General features: G+C 71.9%; 16 protein-coding genes and 2 pseudogenes. 11 read left to right on the top strand and 7 right to left on the bottom strand.

Translation table 11 applies throughout. The annotated features are described in order from the left end of the window. Positions 1–8: 8 nt before the first annotated feature. From I8N67_RS25680 to I8N67_RS25670, 3 genes are read right to left on the bottom strand one after another with little or no spacing between them, the layout of a single operon-like run. A complete protein-coding gene (locus I8N67_RS25680; protein WP_200305986.1) occupies positions 9–650 on the bottom strand; it encodes an ATP-binding cassette domain-containing protein in 642 nt (213 codons plus the stop codon). After that, positions 647–3,373 carry an ABC transporter permease subunit gene (locus tag I8N67_RS25675; protein ID WP_200305984.1) on the bottom strand — a complete coding sequence of 909 codons (2,727 nt, stop codon included), beginning with the start codon at positions 3,371–3,373 and terminating at the stop codon, positions 647–649. Before I8N67_RS25675 ends, I8N67_RS25680 begins: the two co-directional genes overlap by 4 nt. After that, the gene (locus I8N67_RS25670) at positions 3,373–3,870 is read right to left on the bottom strand and encodes a hypothetical protein (RefSeq protein ID WP_200305982.1); all 498 of its coding nucleotides are present in this window, start codon (positions 3,868–3,870) and stop codon (positions 3,373–3,375) included. Before I8N67_RS25670 ends, I8N67_RS25675 begins: the two co-directional genes overlap by 1 nt. A gap of 122 nt (positions 3,871–3,992) precedes the next feature. On the opposite strand from I8N67_RS25670, the gene I8N67_RS25665 reads away from it, so the two are divergent. The 5 genes and pseudogenes from I8N67_RS25665 (at position 3,993) to I8N67_RS25645 (ending at position 9,263) form a co-directional block, all read left to right on the top strand. Beyond that, entirely contained in the window at positions 3,993–4,580 is a 588-nt protein-coding gene (locus I8N67_RS25665) for an MTB12 C-terminal domain-containing protein (protein ID WP_200305980.1), read from the top strand. Beyond that, on the top strand, positions 4,555–5,862 hold the full coding sequence (locus I8N67_RS25660) for an ABC transporter substrate-binding protein (RefSeq protein WP_200305978.1): 1,308 nt from the start codon (positions 4,555–4,557) through the stop codon (positions 5,860–5,862). The genes I8N67_RS25665 and I8N67_RS25660 overlap by 26 nt, the downstream gene beginning before the upstream one ends. Before the next feature lie 171 nt (positions 5,863–6,033). Beyond that, positions 6,034–7,296, top strand: coding sequence for a glycosyltransferase family 4 protein (locus I8N67_RS25655; RefSeq protein ID WP_200305976.1), 1,263 nt, complete (start codon positions 6,034–6,036; stop codon positions 7,294–7,296). Beyond that, complete coding sequence (locus I8N67_RS25650; protein ID WP_200306077.1) at positions 7,296–8,117, top strand: hypothetical protein; 822 nt, start codon at positions 7,296–7,298, stop codon at positions 8,115–8,117. Before I8N67_RS25655 ends, I8N67_RS25650 begins: the two co-directional genes overlap by 1 nt. An 83-nt stretch (positions 8,118–8,200) precedes the next feature. Further along, positions 8,201–9,263, top strand: a pseudogene (locus I8N67_RS25645) (helix-turn-helix transcriptional regulator). Here I8N67_RS25645 and ctaD read toward each other — a convergent pair. After that, positions 9,172–10,902 (bottom strand): aa3-type cytochrome oxidase subunit I, encoded by a 1,731-nt coding sequence (ctaD, locus tag I8N67_RS25640; RefSeq protein WP_200305974.1) that lies wholly within the window; start codon positions 10,900–10,902, stop codon positions 9,172–9,174. The pseudogene I8N67_RS25645 and the gene ctaD overlap by 92 nt on opposite strands. Positions 10,903–11,304: 402 nt before the next feature. Between ctaD and I8N67_RS25635 the strand changes: the two genes are divergently transcribed. Beyond that, positions 11,305–11,520: an I78 family peptidase inhibitor gene (locus I8N67_RS25635; protein ID WP_200305972.1), complete on the top strand. Its 216-nt coding sequence runs from the start codon at positions 11,305–11,307 to the stop codon at positions 11,518–11,520. 107 nt (positions 11,521–11,627) lie between these two features. Here the strand turns inward: I8N67_RS25635 and I8N67_RS25630 are convergent, their stop codons facing one another. Together I8N67_RS25630 and I8N67_RS25625 are read right to left on the bottom strand one after the other, a co-directional pair. After that, a complete protein-coding gene (locus I8N67_RS25630) occupies positions 11,628–12,734 on the bottom strand; it encodes a phosphatase PAP2 family protein (protein WP_200305970.1) in 1,107 nt (368 codons plus the stop codon). Between the two features lie 236 nt (positions 12,735–12,970). Continuing rightward, positions 12,971–14,128, bottom strand: coding sequence for a glycosyltransferase family 39 protein (locus tag I8N67_RS25625; protein ID WP_200305968.1), 1,158 nt, complete (start codon positions 14,126–14,128; stop codon positions 12,971–12,973). 315 nt (positions 14,129–14,443) lie between these two features. Between I8N67_RS25625 and I8N67_RS25620 the strand changes: the two genes are divergently transcribed. Next, positions 14,444–16,063, top strand: a complete 1,620-nt coding sequence (locus I8N67_RS25620; RefSeq protein ID WP_200305966.1) for an MFS transporter — start codon at positions 14,444–14,446, stop codon at positions 16,061–16,063. A 147-nt stretch (positions 16,064–16,210) separates the two neighbouring features. Beyond that, entirely contained in the window at positions 16,211–17,401 is a 1,191-nt protein-coding gene (locus I8N67_RS25615; RefSeq protein ID WP_200305964.1) for an acyl-CoA dehydrogenase family protein, read from the top strand. A 52-nt stretch (positions 17,402–17,453) separates the two neighbouring features. Here the strand turns inward: I8N67_RS25615 and I8N67_RS25610 are convergent, their stop codons facing one another. Then, positions 17,454–17,897, bottom strand: coding sequence for a cell division protein SepF (locus I8N67_RS25610; protein WP_200305962.1), 444 nt, complete (start codon positions 17,895–17,897; stop codon positions 17,454–17,456). 294 nt (positions 17,898–18,191) lie between these two features. On the opposite strand from I8N67_RS25610, the gene I8N67_RS25605 reads away from it, so the two are divergent. The 3 genes and pseudogenes from I8N67_RS25605 (at position 18,192) to I8N67_RS25595 (ending at position 22,745) form a co-directional block, all read left to right on the top strand. Beyond that, positions 18,192–19,391 (top strand): DUF5685 family protein, encoded by a 1,200-nt coding sequence (locus I8N67_RS25605; RefSeq protein WP_200305960.1) that lies wholly within the window; start codon positions 18,192–18,194, stop codon positions 19,389–19,391. A 126-nt stretch (positions 19,392–19,517) separates the two neighbouring features. Beyond that, positions 19,518–21,266 (top strand): annotated as a pseudogene (locus tag I8N67_RS25600) (FAD/NAD(P)-binding protein). A gap of 576 nt (positions 21,267–21,842) precedes the next feature. Then, on the top strand, positions 21,843–22,745 hold the full coding sequence (locus I8N67_RS25595; RefSeq protein WP_200305958.1) for a S1 family peptidase: 903 nt from the start codon (positions 21,843–21,845) through the stop codon (positions 22,743–22,745). Positions 22,746–23,545 lie beyond the last annotated feature (800 nt).

Raw genomic sequence — 23,545 nt, 5'->3', positions numbered from 1 at the left:
GCGCCGGATCAGTCGAGTTCCCTCGCCTCGCCGCCGAACGCCAGTGCTCCGCGGCGGAGTTCGTACACGAGCACGCCCGGTGTCTCGCGCAGCGCCGGTGGCAGGCGCTGTTCGGCGACGACCACACAGGCGTCGAGGCCGCCGAGCAGTGCGTACGTGCGGGTCGCGACCGCCGGTGACATGCCCTGGGTGGGTTCGTCGGCGAGGACGACTCGCACGTGGGGCGGCAGGGCCCGGGAGAGGGCGACCATGCGCTGCTCGCCGCCGGAGAGGGTGCCGGCGCGGCGGGGGAGGAGCGGGGCGAGCTGTGGATAGGCGTCCAGGGCGGAGGAGACGTCCGGCGCGGCGAGTTCGAGGTTCTCGCGCACGGTGAGCGAGCCGAAGACGGCCCGCCGCTCCGGTACGAGGACGAGGCCGCGCCGGGCGCGCTCGTAGGCGGGCACCCGGGTCACGTCGGCACCGTCCCACACCACGGCGCCGCCGGAGAGCGGGACCGTGCCGGCGAGGGCCCGCAGCGCGGTCGTACGGCCGGAGCCGTTGCGGCCCAGCAGGACGGTCAGGCCGGGGCCCGGAGCGGCGAGGGTGAGGCCGTGCAGGGCCTCCAGGGGGCCGTAGCGGACGCGGGCGTGGCGCAGGGAGATGTGGGTCATCGTTCGGCCGCCGGGTCGAGTGAGCGGAGGATCCGTTCGGCGGGGCCGGAGGTGACGATCCGGCCCGCCGCCATCACGTGCACGACGTCCGCGAGGTCTGCGACGAGGTCGAGGTCGTGTTCGACGACCAGCAGGGCCGTGCCGTCGTCGGCGAGGGCGCGCAGCACGCGGGCGAGGGCGGCCACCTCGCCCGCGTCGAGCCCGGCGGCCGGCTCGTCCAGCAGCAGCACCCGGGGGCCGCCGGCCAGCGCCCGCGCCAGCTCGACCCGCCGCAGCGTCCCGGTCGCCAGCCCGGCGGCGGGCAACGTCCGCACCGGCCCGTCCAGTCCGAGCAGCCGTAGGGCCCGCTCCACCGCCCCGGGATCGGTGACCCGACCCTGCTCGGCGCCCACCCGCACATTTTCGGCGACCGTCAAGGATGGGAAAACAGCCAGCTGTTGGAACGTCCGAGCGATACCGAGCCGGGTGCGCGCATGTGCCGGAAGTCGTGTGATGTCCCGCTCACCGAAGCTCACCCGGCCGCCGCCGGGCCGCAGCGTTCCGGCGAGACAGTGGAACAGGGTGCTCTTCCCTGCCCCGTTGGGCCCCACGACCGCACTGACGCGACCTGGCGGGACGTCGAGGTCGACACCGTCGAGAGCGGTGAACTCGCCGTAGCGGAGGCTGAGGTGGCGGGCTCCGAGGGAGGGGGCGCGGGGAGGGGGAGGGGTGGTGCCGGTGGTGGTGGGTCTCGGGGTGGGCGCGGCGGCCGGGGTGGGCGGCTGTTCCTGGGCGCCGTCCCGCCCCGAGCCGCCCGCCTCGGGGGATGCCGCCGCTGCCCCGCCCGAGTCGCCCGCGGGCCGCAGAGCCGCCCCGGCCGACATCCCCGCCCGTACCCGCTCCCGGGCCCGTACCCCCGTCGGCGTCAGCTCGCCCCGGGGCGTCGTCCCCCGCCGCAGCCGGGTGGCCGCCGCGCGAGCCGCCTCGTACGGGCCGCCGGGGAAGCGGCCCACCAGTACGGCCAGGACGCCGATCACGGCGGCGGCCACGCCGCCCTTGGTGCCGGCGTCGAGGCCTACGAGCAGGGCGGCCGCCGCGAGGGCGCCCAGGGCGCTGTCGGCGCCCAGGACGACGACGGCGGCGAACCAGAGGAGGCCGCGGACGGGGTCGTAGGCGCCGGGGTCGAAGGCGTGGACGCCCATGGCGAGGAGGCCGCCGCCGAGGGCAGCGAGCGCGGCGCCCGCCACGAAGGCCGTGAGCTTGAGGGCGGGTACGCGGACGCCCGCCGCCGAGGCGCCGGACTCGTGGTCGCGCAGGGCGGCGAGGGCCCGGCCGGTGCGGCCCCGGCGCAGCGCGTGGACGGCCAGGAGCGCGCAGGCCAGGAGGGCCAACTCCAGGACGTAGTACGCGCGGTCCCCCTCGAAACCGGCAGGGCGGGAGAGGGTGAGGCCGGAGGTCGCGTACGGCTGGGCGAAGACGAAGCGGCTGACGCCGACGCCCACCGCGAAGGTGGCGAGGGCGAGGGCCAGGCCGTGGCGGCTGATGGCGGGCCGGCCGGTCAGCAGGCCGAGGGGGGCCACCAGAAGCACGGCGACCAGCAGGGCGGTCAGTTCGGGGAGCGGGGGCAGGAAGGGGAAGCGGCCGGCCGCCAGGAGCGCGGTGAACAGCGCGCCCAGGCCCGCGTACGCCGCCTGTCCGAGGGAGATCTGGCCGCCCCGGCCCGTCACCACCACCAGGGAGAGCAGGACCACGCCCAGCGCCGGCACCTGGACGGCCGTATGCAGGTCCGGGCCCGCGAAGCCCAGTGGGATCAGGAAGAGCAGCGCCGCCACGATCCAGGCCCCGGCGGGCGTGCGCACCCGTGCGGTCGCCGTGCGCGGCAGGGCGTCCCGGGTGCCGACGCCGGGCAGGACGAGGGCCGCGATGAGCAGGGCCACGACGAAGAGGTCGGCGCCCACCGCCCGGAGCAGCGGCTCCGCCCAGCCCGAGGGATGCAGCCGGGTCAGCTGGCTCTGGGCGACCCCGATGCCGAGCGCCACCACCACCGCCACCGGCAGGCCGCGCATCCGGGCGGCGACCGCCACGGCGACCACCTCCATCACCAGGAGCGGCATGCCGTACGGGTCGAGGCGTACGTACGGGACCAGCAGGACGCCCGTCAGGCCCGCAGTGAAGGAGCCGAAGGCCCAGCCCGCGGCGGCCACCCGGTCCGCGTCGACGCCTGCGAGGACGGCGAGGGACCTGTCGTCCACGACGGCGCGCAGTTCGCGGCCGAAGCGCGTGAAGCGCGTGACCGCGCCGACGGCCGCCGCGACCGCCAGGACCACCGCCAACTGGCCCCACGGCTCGGCGGACACCAGCGTCGGCGCGTCGGCCCGCGCCCCCTGCCCCCACAGCAGGGCGGCCCCGCCGACGAGGAGGACGAAGACGCCGATGGACGCCACGAGGGTCTGCGCCGGGTCGCCGCCGAGCACGGCGAGCGGGCGGAAGACGAAGCGCTCCAGCACCAGGCCGATGACGGGAGCCACCACCAGCAGCGTCACCGAGGCGCCGAGCCAGAGGGGCCAGTCCCACTCCACGGTGAACTGCCGCAGCAGATACGCGCACACCATCGCGATCGCCCCGTGCGCGAAGTTGAGCACACCGGTGGCCCGGTACGTCACGATCAGACCGATCCCGGTGAGGGCCGCCGCGCCGCCGACCGACAGCCCGGCCAGCGTGAGGTCGTACGTCAACGACGCCATCAGCCCTCCGTGGGCTCGGCCGCGTCACTCCCGGAGGGCGCCTCGCAGATCGGGCACGGCCGCAGTTCGCCGCTCGCCGGCACCCGGGAGTCCACCGGCACCGCCTCCGCCTTGCCGGCCACCAGCGGGCAGTCCGCGCGGTGCCAGAGGGTGCCGCCGGGCACCATCAGCAGCTTGCCGCTGGTGGCGAGGGGCACGACCGCCGCCGGCCCGGACACGTCGGCGCCGGCGGGCTCGGCGGTGACCAGGAGGCCGTACAACTCCTCGACGCGCGTGGCGGCCAGGGCGTTTTGGCCGTGGGCGAGGAGGACCGCGCCCGCGATGATCAGCGCGGCTCCGGGCACCGTGCAGGAGGCCAGGTAGGGGAGCTGCCGCTCGGCGAAGCGTTCGCCGGAGATGCCGTACCAGCCGACGACGCACAGCACGGCGCCACCGGCGAGCGCGGCCCAGCCGGCCCAGAGGACGGGGTGAGTGGTCCGCGGTCGGACTGTTCGCATCCGGGCCTCCACACGTCGTGTGTCTGTCCATCTCAGCCGATGGCTTGCACTATGCCCCCTGCAAGCTGACCCTGAAAGCACCGGGCGTAGACCGCCCGGACCGACACCCGGTGGTGAGCCAGATGGTTCTCGGGAGCGACCTCAGGCGGGCGAACGGACGGCGGGGCCGCGGCCCAGGAGCGGCGGGACGGGGTACGGCCCTGGCCGCCACCTTGGTCCTCCTCCTCGCCCCGGCCCTCGCGGCATGCAGCGACGACAGCGGTGGCGGCGGCGACACACCCCTGCCCACCCCGTCGGTGGAGCGGACGACCAGCGAGCCGGCCGATCCGAGTACGAGCGCGGCCGGGCCGGCGGACGAGGCGGCGGCGGAGCAGGAGATCAAGGAGAACTGGCGGAAGTTCTTCGATCCGGCCACCTCCACGAAGGAGAAACAGGCCGTTCTGGAGAACGGTGAGGAGATGGGTCCGGTACTGAAGGCCTTCAGCGGCGACGAGCGCGGCGGGCAGGTGGAGGCCGAGGTCCAGAAGGTCGCGTTCACCTCGGCGACCGGCGCCGACGTGACCTACACCCTGCTCCTGGAGGGCGCCACCGCCCTGCCCGACGCGGCGGGCACGGCCGTCGAGCAGGACGGCACCTGGAAGGTGTCCGTCAAGACGCTGTGCGGGCTGGTCACGCTGAGCGGCAATGCGACCCCGGGCCCGGGCTGCTGAGTCGGCCGCGGCGGGCCTGCTGCTCCTGCTGGCCACGGCCTGCGGCAGCCGGCTCCCGGAGAGCGACTTCGAACACCGGGACACCGCCGGCACCACGCCGCCGAACCGTGAGCCGCTGCGCGTCGGCATCATCACCAGTGTCACCAGCCCGGTCGGCGGCACCGCGTTCACCGGGCCGCGCGACGGGGCCAAGGCCTACTTCGCGGCGCTCAACGCGCGCGGCGGCATCGACGGCCGCCGGGTCGAGGTGCGGGAGTGCGACGACGGGGGCAGCGGCGTCGGCAACAACGAGTGCGTGCGGAAACTGGTGGAGGATGACGAGGTGGTGGCGCTGGTCGCCACCACCGCCCTCGACTACGCGGGCGCCTCCCGGGTCGCACGCGCGCGCGTGCCCGACATCGGCGGCCAGCCCATCGGCCCGGCGTACGACACCTATCCGCACCTGTACAGCGTCTACGGCAGCCTCGCGCCACGGAACGGCACGACCGGCTGGGACGGCGAGCAGTACGGCGGCACCGAGGTCTACCGCTACTTCAAGCGCGAGCACGGCGCCCGTACCGCCGCCGTGGTCTCGTACAACCAGTCGGCGTCCGCCGCGTACGCGCGGCTCGTCGTCCAGGGGCTGAAGGCCGAGGGGTACGAGGTGGTCACCGAGCAGGTCGACTTCGCGCTGCCCAACTTCCGCGCGGCCGCCGCCGACATCAAGGAGCAGGGCGCCGACCTGGTCTTCGACGCCATCGACGGCCACGGCAACGCCCGGCTCTGCGAGGCGATGGACGAGGCCGGCGCCGAGGTGACCGCCAAGGTCACCAATGTGCAGAACTGGACCTCCGAGGTCGCCGAGGACTACCGGGACGCCCCGCGCTGCCGCAACGCCCTGTGGGCCACCGGGTCCAGCCGCGACTACGAGGACACCGGGCACCCGGCGGTGCGGGAGTTCCGGGACGCGACGAAGACTCTGAAGACGCGCTCCCAGTGGCAGTTGGAGGGCTGGGCGGCCGCGATGTGGTTCACGGACGCGGCGAGATCGTGCGCGGGAAGCCGGGAAGGAAGCGAGAGAGGTGTCACGCGGGCGTGCGTCGACCGGTTCATGAACCGGGACGAGCCCTACGACGCCGGTGGACTCCTCGTCCCCGTCCGCTTCGAGCGGCTCGCCGAGCCCCCGAAGACCCGCAGGTCCTGTGTGTCGGTGGCCCGTTGGCAGGACGGGAAGGGATGGGTCAGTCAGGGGGACATGAACGCCACCTGTTTCGACGTCCCGCAGCTGCCCTACCGACCCTGATGCGTTTCGGGGCGATCGGGTTCCCTCATCCGGCTACCGATCGCGCAACCGTTGGAGAACAACTTGATGTGGATGTCCAACCATTCCCCAGGATGCCGGGTCTAACCGTGTGGCGGTTGACCAGAACCGCCATTGATGGATGACCAGGGAAAACGGGGGTTCGGGGGACGCATGCACATTTCTTTCCTGATACACAACGCGTACGGAATCGGGGGCACGATCCGGACGACGTACAACCTGGCGAACACCCTGACCGAGCAGCACGACGTGGAGATCGTCTCCGTCTTCCGCCACCGCGACGAGCCGGTCTTCGACGTGGACCCGAAGGTCCGGCTGCGCGCCCTCGTCGACATCCGGGAGGGTGGCGCCGACAATGGCCACGCCGATCTGGAGCGCCCGGCGAAGGTCTTCCCGCGCGCCGAGGGCCGCTTCGGGCAGTACAGCGCACTGACCGACCGGCGCATGGCCGAGCACCTCGGCGCCGTCGACGCCGACGTTCTCGTGGGCACCCGGCCGGGGCTGAACGTGCACATGGCGCGGCAGACCCGCCGCGGTCCGGTCCGCGTCGGCCAGGAGCACCTCACGCTCGACAGTCACTCCCCGGCCCTGCGCGCCACCCTGCGCGGCGTCTACCCGCGGCTCGACGCGCTCACCACGACCACCGAGGCCGACGCGCGCGCGTACGGCTCGAAGATGCGGCTGCCGGGGGTCCAACTGCTGGCCGTGCCCAACCCGGTGCCCGCGCCGGGCCTCGACCCCGCCGACGGCACCGGCAAGTGGGTCGTCGCCGCCGGACGGCTCGCCCCCGTCAAGCGCTACGACCTGCTCGTCAATGCCTTCGACAAGGTCCGCGAGGAGCGGCCCGACTGGCGCCTGCGGATCTACGGCGGCGGCAAGCAGAAGGACAAGCTGCGCGCCCTCATCGACAAACTGGGCCTCTACAACCACGTCTACCTGATGGGCCCCGCCAACCCCATCGAGCCCGAGTGGGCCAAGGGCTCCATCGCCGCCGTCACCTCCAGCCTGGAGTCCTTCGGCATGACCATCGTCGAGGCCATGCGCTGCGGCCTGCCGGTGGTCTCCACCGACTGCCCGCACGGCCCCGGCGAGATCATCGAGGACGGCGTGGACGGCCGCCTGGTCAAGGTCGGCGACGTCAAGGCCATCGCCGACGGTCTCCTCGAACTCATCAACGACGACGACAAGCGGCAGCGGATGGCGCACGCCGCGCTCACGGACTCCGAGCGCTTCGACCCGTCCCGCATCGCCGAACGCTACGAGACGCTCTTCGGCGACCTCGTCGCCCGTGGCGGCGGCTCGTCGGTGGGCCGGATGCGCGGCTCCCTGCACCGCACCCGGGGCGCGCTGCTCGGCGGCGCGTACGCCGTCCGGGACGCCGGACGTTCCGCTCTCAAGAAGGGGCGCACCGCATGATGACGCTGGCTCCGCAGCAGCCCACGCACCGCGACGACGAGGAGGACCGGGCCATCCCGCGCACGGATTGCGTCGCCGACTCGGCGGGCGGCCTGACCTTCGACATCGCCGACCGCGGCGAGCCCGGCCCCGCCCACCTGGTCCTCTTCCTCCGCGACAGCGATCAGCGGGTGAGCCTGCCGCTCACCCCGGCCGGCGACGGCCGCCTCCGGGCCGCGCTGCCCAGTGGCGTGGACGTCCCCGAGGGCCGCTGGGACGCCTACCTCCAGGTGGCCGGCGGCGAGCCGAGCCGGCTGTCTCCGGGCCTCAACGACCTGCGCTCCCTCGTCGACCGCGCCCCCACCGCCGACCGGATCGCCGTCCGCATCCCGTACGGCACCAAGCACGGCAACCTCACCATCCGCAGCTGGGAGCGCTCCCCGCACGCCGAGGCGGGCGCACTCCACATCGGCGACGGCGAACTGGAGGTGACCGTCGAGACGTACGGCACCGAACCGACGCCCGACGCGTACGCCGAGTTCACCGACCGCGAGGAGTCGGCACCCGCCGTCCGGGCCGAACTCACCCCGGGCCAGGGCGGCTTCCGCTGCGCCGTGGCCTATGGCGCGCTGCGTCCCGGCACCTGGGACCTGTGGCTGCGGCCGCGGGGGGAGAACGGCCCGCGCGTGCGGATCGCACGGCTGCTCGACGACATCGTCGACAAGCATCCCGTCTTCGTCTATCCCAGGACCCGCGTCGAGACGGATCACGGACCGCTGGAGGCCGAGCCGTTCTACACGGCCGACAACGACCTGTCGGTCAGGGTCGGCGCCGTGAGCTGAGCCGAACGGAGTACCGGCGGTCGCGGACACACCCTGTCCGCGACCGCCGGCAGACTCGCCCCTATTCGGAGACATCGGCACGGCTGCTGCGGCTGCTCTCGCTTCTGCAGGCCCACCGCGAATGGTCCGGCTCCGCGCCGGCCGACCGGCTCGGGGTCACCCCGCGCACGGTCCGCCGGGACGTGGACCGGCTGCGCGAGCTTGGGCTACCCCGTCAACGCCGGCCCCGGCACGGGCGGCGGCTACCAGCTCGGCGCCGGGGCCGAACTCCCGCCGCTGCTCCTCGACGACGACGGTGGGGCCCCTCCCGCCCGAGCAGGTTCGAGGATGGGGGAGGTCGCGGTGGCCGTCGGCCTGCGCACGGCCGCCGGACAGGGCGTCGAGGGCATCGGCGAGTCCTCCGTACGCGCCCTCGCCAAGCTCGAACAGGTGCTGCCCGGCCGGCTGCGCCGCCGCGTGGGCGCGCTGAACGCCTTCACCGTGCCCCTGCTGCGCGGACCGCAGCTCTCCGCCGTAGCCCCGGAAGTGCTCACCGAGCTCGCGAACGCCTGCCGGGACGCCGAGCGGCTGTGCTTCGAGTACCGCGACCTCCCCCAGTCTCGAACGACCTCGACCGGTGGACCCCCATCGGCGTCGCCACCCGCCGTACCGTCGAGCCGCACCGCCTGGTGTGCACCGAGCGCCGCTGGTACCTGGTCGCCTGGGACGTCGACCGCGCCGACTGGCGCACCTTCCGCGTGGACCGGGTCACGCCCAGGCCGCCGCACGGCCCGCGCTTCACGCCCCGCGAGCCACCGGCCGAGGACCTCGCCGCGTACGTCTCCAAAGGGGTCTCGACGCGCGCGTACGCCTCGCACGCGGTCGTACGGCTGCTCGTGCCCCTGGCCGGAGGCCACCGAGCGGATCTCGCCCTCGGCGGGCACCCTGGAGGCCTGCGACGAGCACAGCTGTCTGCTGCGTACCAGGGCCCCGAACCTGGACGTGATGGCCATTCACGTGATGATGACGGGCGTCGAGTTCGAGGTCGTCGAGCCGGCGGAGCTGACCGGGACGATCAGGACCCTTCGGGACCGCCTGTCGGCCGCTCTTGACCGAAGCGGGGATGCGGGGTCCGCTCCTGCCCCTCCCGGGTCTGGGGCGGTGTGATCGCCGCGAACTTCGGATGGTGCAGGTCGAACGCAGGGGACTCGGAGCGGACCCGGGGCAGCGTCACGAAGTTGTGGCGCGGCGGCGGACAGGAGGTCGCCCACTCCAGTGACCGGCCGTAGCCCCACGGGTCGTCGACGTCGACCCGCACGCCGTACCGGGAGGTCTTCCAGACGTTGTAGAGGAACGGCAGTGTGGACAGGCCCAGCAGGAACGCGCCGATCGTCGAGAGCGTGTTGAGGGCCGTGAAGCCGTCGGCGGCCAGATAGTCCGCGTACCGGCGCGGCATGCCCTCGGCGCCCAGCCAGTGCTGCACCAGGAACGTGGTGTGGAAGCCGACGAAGAGCGTCCAGAACTGGATCTTGCCGAGCCGCTCGTCGAGCATCTTCCCGGTGAACTTCGGCCACCAGAAGTAGAACCCCGCGAAGGTCGCGAAGACGACCGTGCCGAAGACGACGTAGTGGAAGTGCGCGACCACGAAGTACGAGTCCGTGACGTGGAAGTCCATCGGCGGCGAGGCCAGGATCACCCCCGTCAGACCGCCGAAGAGGAACGACACCAGGAAGCCGGTCGCCCACAGCATCGGCGTCTCGAACGACAGGGAGCCCCTCAGCATCGTCCCCGTCCAGTTGAAGAACTTCACCCCCGTCGGGACGGCGATCAGGAAGCTCATGAACGAGAAGAACGGCAGCAGCACCGCGCCCGTCGCGAACATGTGGTGCGCCCACACCACCACCGACAGCCCGGTGATCGCCATCGTCGCCGCGACCAGCGTCAGATAGCCGAAGATCGGCTTACGGCTGAAGACCGGGATGATCTCCGAGACGATCCCGAAGAAGGGGAGGGCGATGATGTAGACCTCAGGGTGTCCGAAGAACCAGAAGAGGTGCTGCCACAGCAGCGCGCCGCCGTTCGCCGCGGCGAAGACGTGCGAGCCGAACCGCCGGTCGGCCTCCAGACAGAGCAGCGCGGCCGCCAGCACGGGGAACGCCATCAGGATCAGGATCGACGTGAACAGCGTGTTCCAGGTGAAGATCGGCATCCGGAACATCGTCATGCCGGGGGCGCGCATCGCGATGATCGTGGTCAGGAAGTTCACCGCGCCGAGGATCGTGCCGAAGCCGGCCAGCGCGAGCCCCATGATCCACATGTCGGCCCCGATCCCCGGTGACCGTTCCAGACCGTTCAGCGGCGCGTAGGCGAACCAGCCGAAGGCCGCGGGCCCCGACGGCACCAGCAGCGAGCCCAGCACGATCAGCCCGCCGAACAGGAAAAGCCAGTACGACAGCATGTTCAGCCGGGGGAAGGCGACATCGGGCGCACCGATCTGCAGCGGCATGATCTCGTTGGCGAACCCGGCGAAGGTGGGCGTCGCGAAGAGCAGCAGCATGATCGTGCCGTGCAGCGTGAACAGCTGGTTGAACTGCTCGTTGTCCACGATCTGGGTACCCGGCCGGGCCAGCTCGGCGCGCATCACCAGCGCCATCAGACCGGCGGCCAGGAAGAACAGGAACGACGTGACCAGGTAGAGATGGCCGATCTTCTTGTGGTCCGTGGTGGTCAGCCAGTCGACCACCAGCCGCCCCGGCCGCTTGACCCGCACGGGTCGTACCGGTGCCTGTACGGTCTCGGTCCCCATCGCTCGCCCCTTCGCTGCCGCGTCCTGGGCCCGTGAAGCACGCCATGATGCTCGTGCCCCCGCCGCTCCGACAGGGGGCGTAGGGGGGAAGTGTGCGGGAACCATGTATTTCCCATGAGGAACGGGCTTTCGGGGGCCGTTCGGGAATCAGCGGGAAAAGGCCGGACACGCACCGGACACACGGCCCCGGACATACTTTCCGACGGGCTATTCGAGATGGTGCCGAAGAGGCCCAGAATTAGGTTCGACAGCGCGCGGAAGGCGTACGGAACCGCTCGTACGTGTGACGGCTCACTACGCCGACAGGGGATGTCGGGGCGGTCGAATCGCGTGTCGTGGTTCTGTGACAGAAGCGTGACTGTGGGAGGACAACGGGCCCTCCGGCCGCCTAACGTGGCGGTCATGGCACCCATTCCCACCCCTTCCGAAGAGCCCCGGGACAACCCCGACGCATACGTCGGACTGGAGGCGCCGAACGCCGAGCACCGCGCCCGGGAGCGCGGCTGGTCCACGGTCAGAAAGCTGCCGCCGGGCGCGATCATCACCATGGAGTACCGCTTCGGCCGGCTGAACCTGGAGGTCGAGGACGGCCGGGTGAAGCGCGCCTGGAAGGGCTGACTCCGCACGCCGTCAGGTCCAGGACGGGCGAAGGCCCGGCTCTCGCGAGCCGGGCCTTCGCCCGTGCGGGGCATGAGGTGTGTGCGTACCGGCCCCGCTGTCTCGTGTCAGCCGCCCGCGAGCGGCCGGGCCGAGCTCGCGTTGTGCGCGACCCGGTCCGCGTGGGGTGGCCGACGGGCGCCGAGCGGAGTGACCGACGCCCGCTCCGACCTGGTCAGATGCGGTCCGGGAGCCAGGTGCAGCGGCACGATCGGCGGGTGCGTGGTGCGGGCCGCGATGGTCGTGTCACGGGCGCCCGGGGACTCCTCGCCGGGCTTGCGCAGCGAGGCCGCGGCCACGGCGGTGGACGCCGGCGCGGGTGCCGTCCCGGGCACGGACGCGGTAGCGGGCACGGGTGCCGTCCCGGGCATCGGCGCTGCACCGGGCAAGGGCGCCGTACTCGGCACAGGGGCGGTACGCCGGTCGCGCCAGCCGTCCCGCAGCGAGAAGACCCAGGCCTCGGCGCGGGCGATCAGCGGCTCGAACCAGGGCAGTCCCAGCATGATCAGCAGACCGGCTGCCCAGCCCAGCACGACGTCGCTCAACCAGTGCGTACCGAGGTAGACCGTGGTGAGACCGACGCCCAGCGAGATCACGGCGGACAGCGCGGACAGCCAGCGTCTGGCCCTCGGCGTCGACGCCAGATAGGCCAGGATTCCCCAGGTCACCACGGCGTTCGCGGTGTGGCCCGAAGGGAATATGTCACCGCCCAGCCACATCTCGTTGGCGCCGATCTCGGTCGCGTAGTGCGGGCCGAGCCGGCCCATGCCGAGCTTGGCGGCGCCGACCGTGATGTTCAGCAGCAGCAGCGAGACGCCGAGCGCGAGCAACGGCCGCAGGGTGTGCTGCCGCCACGAGCGCCAGCCCAGCCAGGCGGCGACCATCACGGCGGTGGGGCCACGCTGGCCCAGGACGACGTAGTAGTCCAGGAACGCGTGGATCTGCTGCCACTGCTGGTACGGCCGGAAGAACATGATCTGCCAGTCGAGCCGCACCAGCCACGACGTGATCACCACGGCCCACACGATCGCCCCGTAGAAGGCCAGGGTGGAGGAGAACAGCACCACCCTGTGCCGGGTCATCACCGGCACATCGATGTGGGCCGGTCGTTCCGGCTCACGGTCCAGCCTGGAGAAGACCCGGTCCAGACGGGTCAGCTTTCGTTCGGTACGCACTCAATCGACGTTACAGCGAGTGAGCTCCGACGCGCTGTGAATCACCGGCTTTGTGATGACGCCGTGATGTGGGATTGCTCTCAGATCGATGGTTATTTCAGCTGGACGAATCGCCGTGACGCTCCGTCTTTAATTCCATGACTCAATAGGGGGTATCGGTTTTACCACCCTTTTGAATTCGTTCACCGAATGCTCGCGTGGAATTACCCGGGCGCTCTCCGTCCCGCGCCGCCCGGTCACGGAGGGCCGGAGCCATTCAGCCAGAACGCCCCGTACACCGCCATCGCCGCCGCGGCGCCCCCGAGGATCGCCGCTGACCTGGGCGTACGCGCCCGTGCCAGGGCCTGTGCGAGGGGCAGCAGGAGGGGGAAAGCGGGCATCAGCAGCCGTGGTTTCGAGCCGAAGTAGCTCGACGCGCACAGCGCCAGCGCGGTGACGACCCCCGCGTACACCAGCAGTGACAGCGGCTGCCCCTGTCGTACACACAGCACGTACAGCCAGATGATCAACGCCACTCCGACGATCAGCCCGATCCCCGCCAGGGCCGACGGGAACGACGTGAACTTGTCGGCGACGAAACGGGCGAAGGCGTAACCCCCGTCGAAGCCGTTGCGCCAGCCCGCCTGGACGTCGAGATAACCGAGCGGGCCCCTGCCCGTGTGCCGGCCGACCCACAGGACGTATCCGGCGGCACCCATGGGCGCGAGCAGCATGCCGAGGGCGCGCGGCCAGACGGGAGCGCCGTCCGATGTCCCCGTGCTCCGATCTCGTAGGTACGACGCGATCGCCGCCGCCCACACCGCCGCGACCACGGCGAGCCCCACCGGGCGGGTCAGCCCGGCGAGCGCGGCCAGGGCGCCCGCGCTCACCCAGCGGCCGGTCAGGACGGCGTACAGCGACCAGGCGGCCAGCGCGGTGAACAGCGACTCCGTGTACGCCATCGACTGCACGACGCCGACCGGCAGCACGGCCCACAGGAGCACCGCGCACACCCCGACCCGGCGCCCGTACACCTGGTCGACGACCGCGAAGATCCCCCAGGCCGCGGCGAGCGAGGCGAGCGTGGCGACGACGAGGCCCGCGTGCGCGTACGACAGCGGGGTCACCGCCGACACCGCCCGCTCCAGCCACGGCAGCAGCGGGAAGAAGGCCAGGTTCGAATGGACGTCGCCGTTCGGCAGGCGCACCTCGTAGCCGTAACCCAGCTCGGCGACGCGGGTGTACCAGAGCGAGTCCCAGCGGGCCGACAGCAGCGTGAGGGCGCTCTTGTCGCGCGCCGCGCTCCACAGGGTCAGCGCGACGATCCCCAGAGCGCGCACGGCGGCGTACCCGAGGAGTGCGGGGGCGGCCCGCCGCAGCAGGGGCGGCGCCGGGCGCGTAGCGAGATCGGTCACGCGCTCGATTATCGGCGGAGCCAGGAAGCGGCCAGGACGCCCGCACGTGATGGACCGTGACGGGCGGAACACGGACGAGTGATGAAGGAGCCGTGGAGGACCGGTGGACGGCCTACGGCGTGGCGTATGCCACACGTCGCATGAGGGTTCCATGAGACACCCGCCACGTTCCACCTGCCGGGACTCGCGTACGCTGACGGCTCGCTCGCCTTTCGTTGCGCGGGTCCGGGACACCACTCCTCCCGAACCGTAGCCGCTGGGGAGTCCCCATCCCTGCGGTCCCGCCGAACGCGAGAGCATCTGGGAGGTAGGTACATGTCCGGGACGCCCACGGCCGCCGCGCGACGCCGTCGGGAGACCGGGGCCGGTGCGAACCGCTGGGTCGTCCTCGTCGTGCTCTGCGTCAGCCTGCTCCTCGTCGCCGTCGACGCCACCGTGCTCCATGTGGCGGTGCCCGCCGTCACCGAGGACATCAAGCCCGGCGCCATGGAGCTCCTGTGGATCGTCGACGTCTACCCGCTCGTCTGCGCCTCGCTGCTGATCCTCTTCGGCACGCTCGGCGACCGGGTCGGCCGCAGACGGATCCTCCTCCTCGGTTACGCCCTCTTCGGCGTCGCCTCCGGACTCGCGGCCTTCGCCGAGACCCCTCAGGTCCTGATCGCGGCCCGTGCCCTGCTCGGCGTCGGCGGCGCGATGATCATGCCCGCGACGCTGTCGATCCTGCGCCAGGTCTTTCCCGACCGGCGCGAGCGGGCGCTCGCCATCGGCGTCTGGAGCGCCGTCGCCGCCGTGGGCGCGGCGGTCGGGCCGCTGCTCGGCGGGTTCCTGCTGGAGCACTTCTGGTGGGGTTCGGTCTTCCTCATCAACATCCCGCTGATGCTCGTCAGCCTGCCGGTCGGCCGGCTGCTGCTGCCCGAGTCGACGGGCGAGCGCGACGGCCCCTGGGACGTGGTCGGAGCCCTGACGGCCGCCGTCGGTCTCTTCGGCGTGGTCCTCGGGGTGAAGCGGCTCGGTGGCGGCCACCCGCCGTTCGACCCGGGCACCGCGCTGGCGCTCCTCGGCGGCGGCGGGCTGCTGATCGCGTTCGTACGACGGCAGCGGCGCCGGGCGCAGCCGCTGGTCGACCTGCGGATGTTCGCGCGCCCCGCGTTCAGCACCTCCGTCGGCTGCATCGTGCTGGCCATGCTCGCGCTGGTGGGCCTGGAGCTGATCGCCGCGCAGTATCTGCAACTGGTCCTCGGGCTGTCCCCGCTCCAGACGGGTCTGCGGCTGCTGCCGCTGACCATCGCCGCGATGGCGGCCGGCCTCGCCGGCTCCCACCTGCTGCACCGCTTCGGGCCCCGACGCATGGTGTCCCTCGGCTTCTGCCTCACCGCCCTCGCCGTCGTCCTGCTCACCGCGATGGGCCGCCACGACAACGCCGGCCTGCTGCTCGCCGGGTTCGTGCTGCTCGGCTTCGGCCTGGAGACGACCCTCTTCGGCGCGTACGAGTCGATGCTGAGCGAGGCGCCCCCGTCCGCCGCGGGTGGCGCCGCCGCGATCGGCGAGACCTCCTATCAGCTGGGCGCGGGCATCGGCATCGCCCTCCTCGGCAGCGTCATGAACGCGGCGTACGCGCCTGGGCTGTCCTCCGTGCCGGGTGTGCCGGCCTCGGCGTCGAACTCCGCCGGGCATTCGCTCGGCGAGGCGTACGAGGTCGCCGACCGGCTGGGCGGGCCCTCGGGCGAGGCCCTTCGCCATGCCGCCCGTGACTCCTTCGTCCACGGCTTGCACGTGACACTGCTGGTGAGCGCGGCACTGCTCGTCCTCGGCGCGGTCATGGCGCTGCGGCTGCCCCGGGCGATGGAGTGCGGGGCGCCCGCGGCGGGCTCGGCGGATGTTCCCGGGCCCCGCGAGGCCACGAAGGCGCCGGTCCGCGCCGAGTCGATCCGCTGAGCTGCCCCGGCGCACCGGGCTGGGCGCCCGGGAGGGTGAGTCGCGCTCGGCCGCCTCGTCGGCGTGATTGCCCGCAGCCGGGCATGGCGATACCGTCGCCCTGCACCGTGACTAGCGGTGCTAGTTTTACTGAGCCGGAGGTTGCCCATGTCCGCGCCCGCGAAGTTGCCGCCCTTCGACCCCGCCGACCCGCTCGGACTCGACGACCTGCTCGACCCCGAGGAACTCGCCGTCCGGGACACCGTGCGGAGCTGGGCGGCGGACCGGGTGCTGCCCCGGGTGGCCGACTGGTACGAGCAGGGTGAGCTGCCGGGGATCCGGGAACTGGCCCGGGAGCTGGGGGCGATCGGCGCGCTGGGGATGTCCCTGGACGGGTACGGGTGCGCCGGGGCCAGTGCCGTGCAGTACGGGCTCGCCTGTCTGGAACTTGAGGCGGCGGACTCCGGGATCCGGTCACTGGTGTCGGTGCAGGGATCGCTCGCGATGTACGCCGTCCACCGCTTCGGGAGCGAGGAGCAGAAGCAGACGTGGCTGCCGAGGATGGCCTCCGGCGAGGTGATCGGGTGCTTCGGCCTCACCGAACCCGACCACGGGTCCGACCCGGCGGCGATGCGGACGCACGCCAAGCGGGACGGCGGCGACTGGGTCCTCAACGGACGCAAGATGTGGATCACCAACGGGTCCGTCGCCGGCGTCGCCGTCGTGTGGGCGCGGACCGAGGAAGGGATCCGGGGGTTCGTCGTGCCCACGGACACCGCCGGGTTCTCCGCGCCGGAGATCAAGCACAAGTGGTCCCTGCGCGCCTCCGTCACCAGTGAACTCGTCCTGGACGACGTCCGGTTGCCCGCCGACGCCGTACTGCCGGAGGTCACGGGGCTGAAAGGGCCGCTCAGTTGTCTCTCCCACGCCCGCTACGGAATCGTGTGGGGCGCGATGGGAGCCGCGCGGGCGTGTTTCGAGACGGCGGTCGAATACGCCAAGTCGCGCGAGCAGTTCGGGAAGCCGATCGGGGGATTCCAGCTCACCCAGGCCAAACTCGCCGACATGGCGGTCGAGTTGCACAAGGGGATTCTGCTCGCCCACCATCTGGGGCGGCGGATGGACGCGGGACGGCTCCGTCCCGAACAGATCAGTTTCGGCAAGCTGAACAACGTACGCGAGGCGATCGAGATCTGCCGTACCGCCCGCACGATCCTCGGCGCGAACGGGATCTCACTCGAATATCCGGTGATGCGGCACGCGACGAACCTGGAGTCCGTGCTCACCTACGAGGGAACCGTCGAAATGCACCAACTGGTGCTGGGCAAGGCGCTCACCGGACTCGACGCCTTCCGGTGAGCCACGGGGCATGACCCGCGCGCCGGAAGACGGGCCGGCGAGCGGCCCTGCCTCAGCTCTGGTTGAAGAAACCGTCCACCGGACGGCCAGCGGCCTCGCCGCTGACGATCTCCGTGTCGGCGGGGGTCAGCAGGAACACCCGGTTGGACACCCGCTCGATCGAACCACGCAGACCGAAGATCAGACCGGCCGCGAAGTCGACGACGCGCTTGGCGTCGGAGGCCTCCATGTTCGTGAGATTCATGATGACCGGGACGCCGTCCCGGAAAAGCTCACCGATGTGCCGGGCGTCACGGAAGCTGTCCGGCGTGACCGTGCCGATCCGCCGTCCCTGCACCTGCGCGGACTCGGACGCGACCTTGACGCGAGGGTCGGTGACCCAGGCCTCGCCGGAGCCGGACTCCCGCTCATCGGCGTAGTCGTCGTCGTAGTAACGCTCGTCATCGTTGTCGTCGACGAGGCCAAGCCAGGCACTCGCCTTGCGCACCGATCCCATGGACGCCTCCTCTCGCAGCGGTCTTTCGTGCTTTCCGCATCTCTATCGTCGTCCATGATGCGGATGTCTCGCCAAGTGGATAGACGCCGCACGGGGGTTTCGTGACGGTACTGGTGCAGAACGAATTCGTCGAGAGTCCATGTGCCCCAAGGGCTCTGCTGTACACACGTGCTGACGCTGAGTGAAATAATATTGTTCGCGGCGTTTGGGTGAGTGTCGGTGCGTCCGGGTGAACGTTCCGGCGGCTACGCTGCCGCCACAACGACGAGTGCACGGAAGACACGGGGGAGTGTCGTGTTCGGAATCGTGAGGCCATGCAGCCATCGGCTCGGCGAGGGGCTGCGGACGCAGTGGATGGCGCATCTGTGCGGGCTCTGTCTCGCACTGCGCGGAGACCACGGGCAGTTCGCTCGTGTCGTCACCAATTATGACGGTTTGCTGGTATCAGTGTTGACGGAGGCTCAGGCCGGGCAAGCCACCGATCTGCGGCGCACCGCCGGACCCTGTCTGCTGCGCGGGATGCGCACCGCCTCGGTCGCGCGGGGCGAGGGCGCGCGGCTCGCCGCCGCCGTCTCGCTGGTGCTCGCCTCGGCCAAGGTGCGTGACCACATGGCCGACGGGGACGGACTGCTCGGGCGCAAGCCGGTGGCGCTCGCGGCGCGCCGGGTCGCGACGAACTGGGGGCGCGCGGGCGCCCGTACGGGATCGGACATCGGGTTCGATACGGCGGTGCTGGTCGACGCCGTGGACCGGCAGGTCGGCATCGAGGCACTCGCCGGGCCGGGCACCCCGCTGCTGACGGTCACGGAACCGACCGAGACGGCGACCGCGGCGGCCTTCGCCTACACCGCGGTGCTGGCCGGGCGGCCGGACAACGCCGCTCCGCTCGCCGAGGCAGGACGCCTGTTCGGGCGGCTCGCCCATCTGCTGGACGCGGTGGAGGACCGGGCCGCCGACGCGGCCCACGGGGCGTGGAACCCGCTGACCGCCACGGGGACCTCTCCGGCCGAGGCCCGACGGCTCGCCGAGGACGCCCTGCACGGCATCCGGCTCGCCCTGCGCGAGGCCCACTTCGTGGACGGCGGGCTGGCCCATCTGCTGCTCGTGCACGAGTTGCGCAGGTCGGTGCACCGCGCGTTCGGGACGGTCCCGGTGTGCTCCGCGCATCAGCCGGGCGGGCCGCCCCAGCAGGGTGATCCGTACGGAGGCGGCGGCCACCCGTACGCGGGCGGCGACGGGAATCCGTTTGCGGGAGGCGGTGGGAACCCGTTCGGTGGGGGCGGCGCCCATGGTGGCGGGGGCGGTGGTTTCGGTGGGGTGCCCTCGCCTCAGCCGCCGCAGCGGCGGGGGTTCTGGGCGGGGTGCGGGATGTTCTGGCTGCTGTGCTGCACCTGCCGACTGTGCTGTGCCAAGGAGTACGAGGGTCCCTGGTCCCGTAAGAAGCGTGAGGGCTGCTGCCGGGACTGCGACTGCTGTGAGGCATGCGACTGCTGACGAGGCGACCGCTGAAGTCGCGACCGCTGACGAGGTGGCGCGCGAGGGGAGGGGCGCGTGTGAAGGCGGGGGGAAGAAGCGAGGGAAGAACACGAAGGCGCCCCGCGGAATCAGGGCGCGCAGTGGATCAGGTCCGGCTCAACAGGAAGAGGACCACACTCGACCGGTGAGCTGTATGCCGGTTCGGGCATCGCCGGCGCCGGCTTCGACATCCATCTCGTCGATCCCTGTCCGCCGGGTGCCGGGCGGATCTGGCGTGCGGACCAGTCGCGGTTGCTGTGGATGAACTCGCGGGCCGAGGACGTCACCGTGTTCACCGACGAGACCGTACGGATGGACGGCCCTGTACGGGAGGGACCCACCCTGTACGAGTGGGCGGGGCTCGACGGGCGGCTCTTCTCGGACCGGCGGATACAGGGGGAGTATCTGCGCTGGGCGTACGAGGATGCCGTGGCGGCCCTCCCCGAGGGGGTCACCGTCCGCCATCACCCGTGTCGCGCGCTGCGGATCGGCGGTCCGCGCGAGGGGCGCCAGCAGGTATGGCTGGAGGGGCGTACACGGCCGCTGCTCGCGGACCTCGTCGTCCTCGCGCTCGGCCATCTGGACGCCGAACCCGACGAGGAGCAGGGCGAGTTGGCCGGTTACGCCCGCACTCATGGGCTCGTCCATCTGCCGCCGGACTTCACCGCCGACAGCGACCTGTCCCGCTCGCGCCCGGCGAACCGGTACTCGTCCGGGGCTTCGGGCTCGCCTTCGTCGACCTCATGGTGTTGCTCACGGAGGGGCGCGGCGGACGGTACGAGGGCGACGCGGAGGGCGAGTTGACGTATCACCCGTCCGGGCGGGAGCCGGTGCTGCACGTCGGCTCGCGGCGGGGTGCCGTACCACTCGAAGATCGGGTACGACCTGGAGGGCGAGCGGCCGCCGCTGCCGAGGTTCTTCGGGCCGGCCGAGGCCGACGAACTGCTCGCGCGGGCCGACAGGTTGGATTTCCGGCGGGATGTGTGGCCGCTGGTGGAGCGGGAGTTGGGGTTCGCGCACTACCACCGGCTGTTCACGGCCCACCCCGAGCGGACGGCCATGGCCTGGGCGGACTTCGAGGAGAAGTACGCGGCCGTGGTGGATGCGGGGGAGCGGGCGGTGCTGGTCGCCTCCGCCGTGCCGGATGCCGCCGACCGGCTGGACCTCGCCGCGCTGGACCCTCCGCTGGAGGGGGTGCGGTACGGCTCGTACGAGGAGTTCCAGGAAGGGCTGCGCGGTCATATCGAGGGTGACCTGAGTCGACGTCATGATCCTTCCTTCAGTGGCGACCTGGCGGTGTTCTTCGGGCTGTTGTCCGTGTTTGGGCAGTTGATCCGGCTCGGGGATGTCGGGTCCTGGTGGCACGGCTTCTTCAGCTATCTGGCCTCCGGGCCGCCCGGACCCCGGCTGCGGCAGATGCTCGCCCTGTCACGGGCCGGTGTCCTGAACTTCCTCGGGGCGGACATGGCCGTGGCCGCCGAGGGCGGGGTGTTCCGGGCGTCCAGTGTCACCGTGCCCGGGGGCTCGGTCGAGGCGAGGGCGCTCGTGGAGGCGCGGTTGCCGGAGCCGACGGTCGCGCGGGTCCGCGACATGTTGCTGCGCGAGCTGTACGACGACGGGGGTGACGTCGAGACACCGGAAGGACTGGTCGCCGTCGACCCGGCGGACGGGCGGGTGCTGGACGGGTCCGGCCGGCCGCACCCCCGGTGGTTCGCGCTCGGGCCCTACACGGACAGCCGTACGCCGGGTGCGTTCACCCGGCCGCGTACCGGCGGGCCGGCGTTCCGCCAGAACGACGCGACCGCCCGGGTCCTTGTGTTCCTGCGAGACCTGCGGGGTCGCGCCGCCGCGTGAGCGACGGAGCGACGGAGCGACGGGTGCGGCTTGCCGTGCCGCGACCGGGGGAGCGACGTGACCGTGACCGTGCGGGTGCGGGTGCGGGTGCGGGTGCGGGTGCGAAGGGGCGAAGGGGCGAAGGAAGGGGAGGAAGGGGAGGAAGGAGCGGCGGGAGAAGGGATCGTGGCGGATCGGCAGGATGACTTCCGGCCAGGCGCGGGCGGGTGGCGAAGGGGTTCGGCCGGGTGCGGCGGGCGAGGCCCGGCGGTGCGGGTGAGCGCGGTGGTGGTCGTCGGCGGGTCGCGCGGCCTGCTGTGACGGTCCGTTCGACGGCCGTCGCGAGGGGCGCTCAGGATTCGCACAGAACCCGCACATACCCCCTGGTGGGGTCAACCGCCGGGGAGGGAGCGCCGGTTGCATTCCGAGAGGCCGAAAGGCCCTCTTGCGTGGGTCGGTCGCGCGGCCGAATACTTCCCCCCAGCGCCTTGTCAGGGACACGGCGTGTCCGGAATCCGGACCGATGTCCCTGATCTGACGCCTCACGGGCCCCGACCCCCACGCGGGCCCCCGACTTCCCTTTGGAGGGAACGAACAGTGAGGATCACGCGCACCACCCCCCGCAGTGGCATAACGAGACGGACCCGGCTGATCGCCGTGACCACCGGACTCGTGGCCGCAGCCGCCATCACAGTCCCCACCGCCAGCGCGGCAGGCACCCAGACCTTCAGTGCCGCCGAGCTGAAGAGCGCCAGCTCATCGGTGCTCCAGGCCGATATCCCGGGCACCTCCTGGGTGATCGACCCGGCGACGGACAAGGTCGTCGTCACCGCCGACAGCACCGTCTCCAAGGCGGAGCTCGCGAAGATCGCGAAGGTGGCGGGCGAGAACGCCGACGCCCTGACGATCAAGCGGACGCCGGGCAGGTTCAACAAGCTGATCAAGGGCGGCGACGCGGTCTATGCGAGTAGCTGGCGCTGCTCCCTCGGCTTCAACGTCCGCAGCGGGAGCACCAACTACTTCCTGACCGCCGGTCACTGCACCGACGGCGCGGGCACCTGGTACTCCAACTCCGGTCGTACCACGGTCCTCGGCCCGACCACCGGGTCGAGCTTCCCGACCAACGACTACGGCATCGTGCGCTACAGCAACACGTCCATCGCCAAGGACGGCACCGCGGGCAGCGTGGACATCACCAGCGCGGCCACCCCGAGCGTGGGCACCAACGTCATCCGTACCGGCTCCACCACCGGTACCCGCACGGGACGCGTGACCGCCCTCAACGCGACCGTCAACTACGGTGGCGGCGACGTTGTCTACGGCATGATCCAGACCACGGTCTGTGCCGAGCCCGGCGACTCCGGCGGCCCGCTCTACGGCAGCAACGGTGTGGCGTACGGTCTCACCTCCGGCGGCAGTGGCAACTGCACCTCCGGCGGCACGACCTTCTTCCAGCCGGTCACCGAGGCCCTGAGCGCGTACGGCGTCAGCGTCTTCTAGACCGACCGGGAGCCGGCGCACTTCCCCCGGCGCCGGTTCCGACTCAGCTGCGGCCGACAGCAGGCGAGCCTCCGCACATCATGTGTGCGGAGGCTCGCCCTCGTTCGGGCGGCGGAGTCACCTCCGAGAGGCGTGCGGGTGCGCGCCGAGGCGTGTGCGCCGCCCGTGAGTACTCCCTCTCATACGCCCACTTCGAGCCCTGGGGGCCGTGAGCGGCGGACCGGTCGCGGCACTTCACGCCGCACCTCAACGCCACCGGGAACCGAGCTCTTGGCGTGCGGCGGCGTCAAACGCGAGCCGCCTTCGCAGGCGGGCGGTCAGAAGCTCCAGTCGGCGAGCCACCCCGGCTGCGTATGCGGTCCTGACGGCCACGGCGGCCCAGCTCCGGGAGCCCCAGTTCCTCGCGGTGGAGAGCGAACCGGTCCTCGATCTCGCGCGTCCGAAGCCGGCCGCCGCGTTCGGTCAACCACAAGGGGGGAAGCCGTAGCGGGGGCGGACGTTGACGTCGTGCCCGCATAGTCGCGAGGTGTTCGCGCCGGTTGCCACCCGCGTTCGGATTCCGCGCGGGGGCCGCACGGCTGGTTTCCCGGCGGGCCCGCGTCCCGGCGGGCCCGCGTTCGGGTCCGGGCGGGCGCCACGGCCGGTTTGCGAGCGTGCCCACGAGTGTCTCCCGGGTGGGTCGCGCAGCCCGTTCCCCGGGTGGCTCTCACCGGTCTCCATGGCCGTCCTCTCGGGGGCGAGACCGGTGCAGGAGCAACTCCCCTCCCATGAGCCTCGCTTGTATTCGGGCGCTGAGGGGC

This window comes from Streptomyces adelaidensis (genome assembly GCF_016598475.1).
Lineage (GTDB): Bacteria > Actinomycetota > Actinomycetes > Streptomycetales > Streptomycetaceae > Streptomyces > Streptomyces adelaidensis.
Note: the sequence above shows the minus strand (reverse complement) of the source record. Positions and strands in the feature narration are given on the sequence as shown.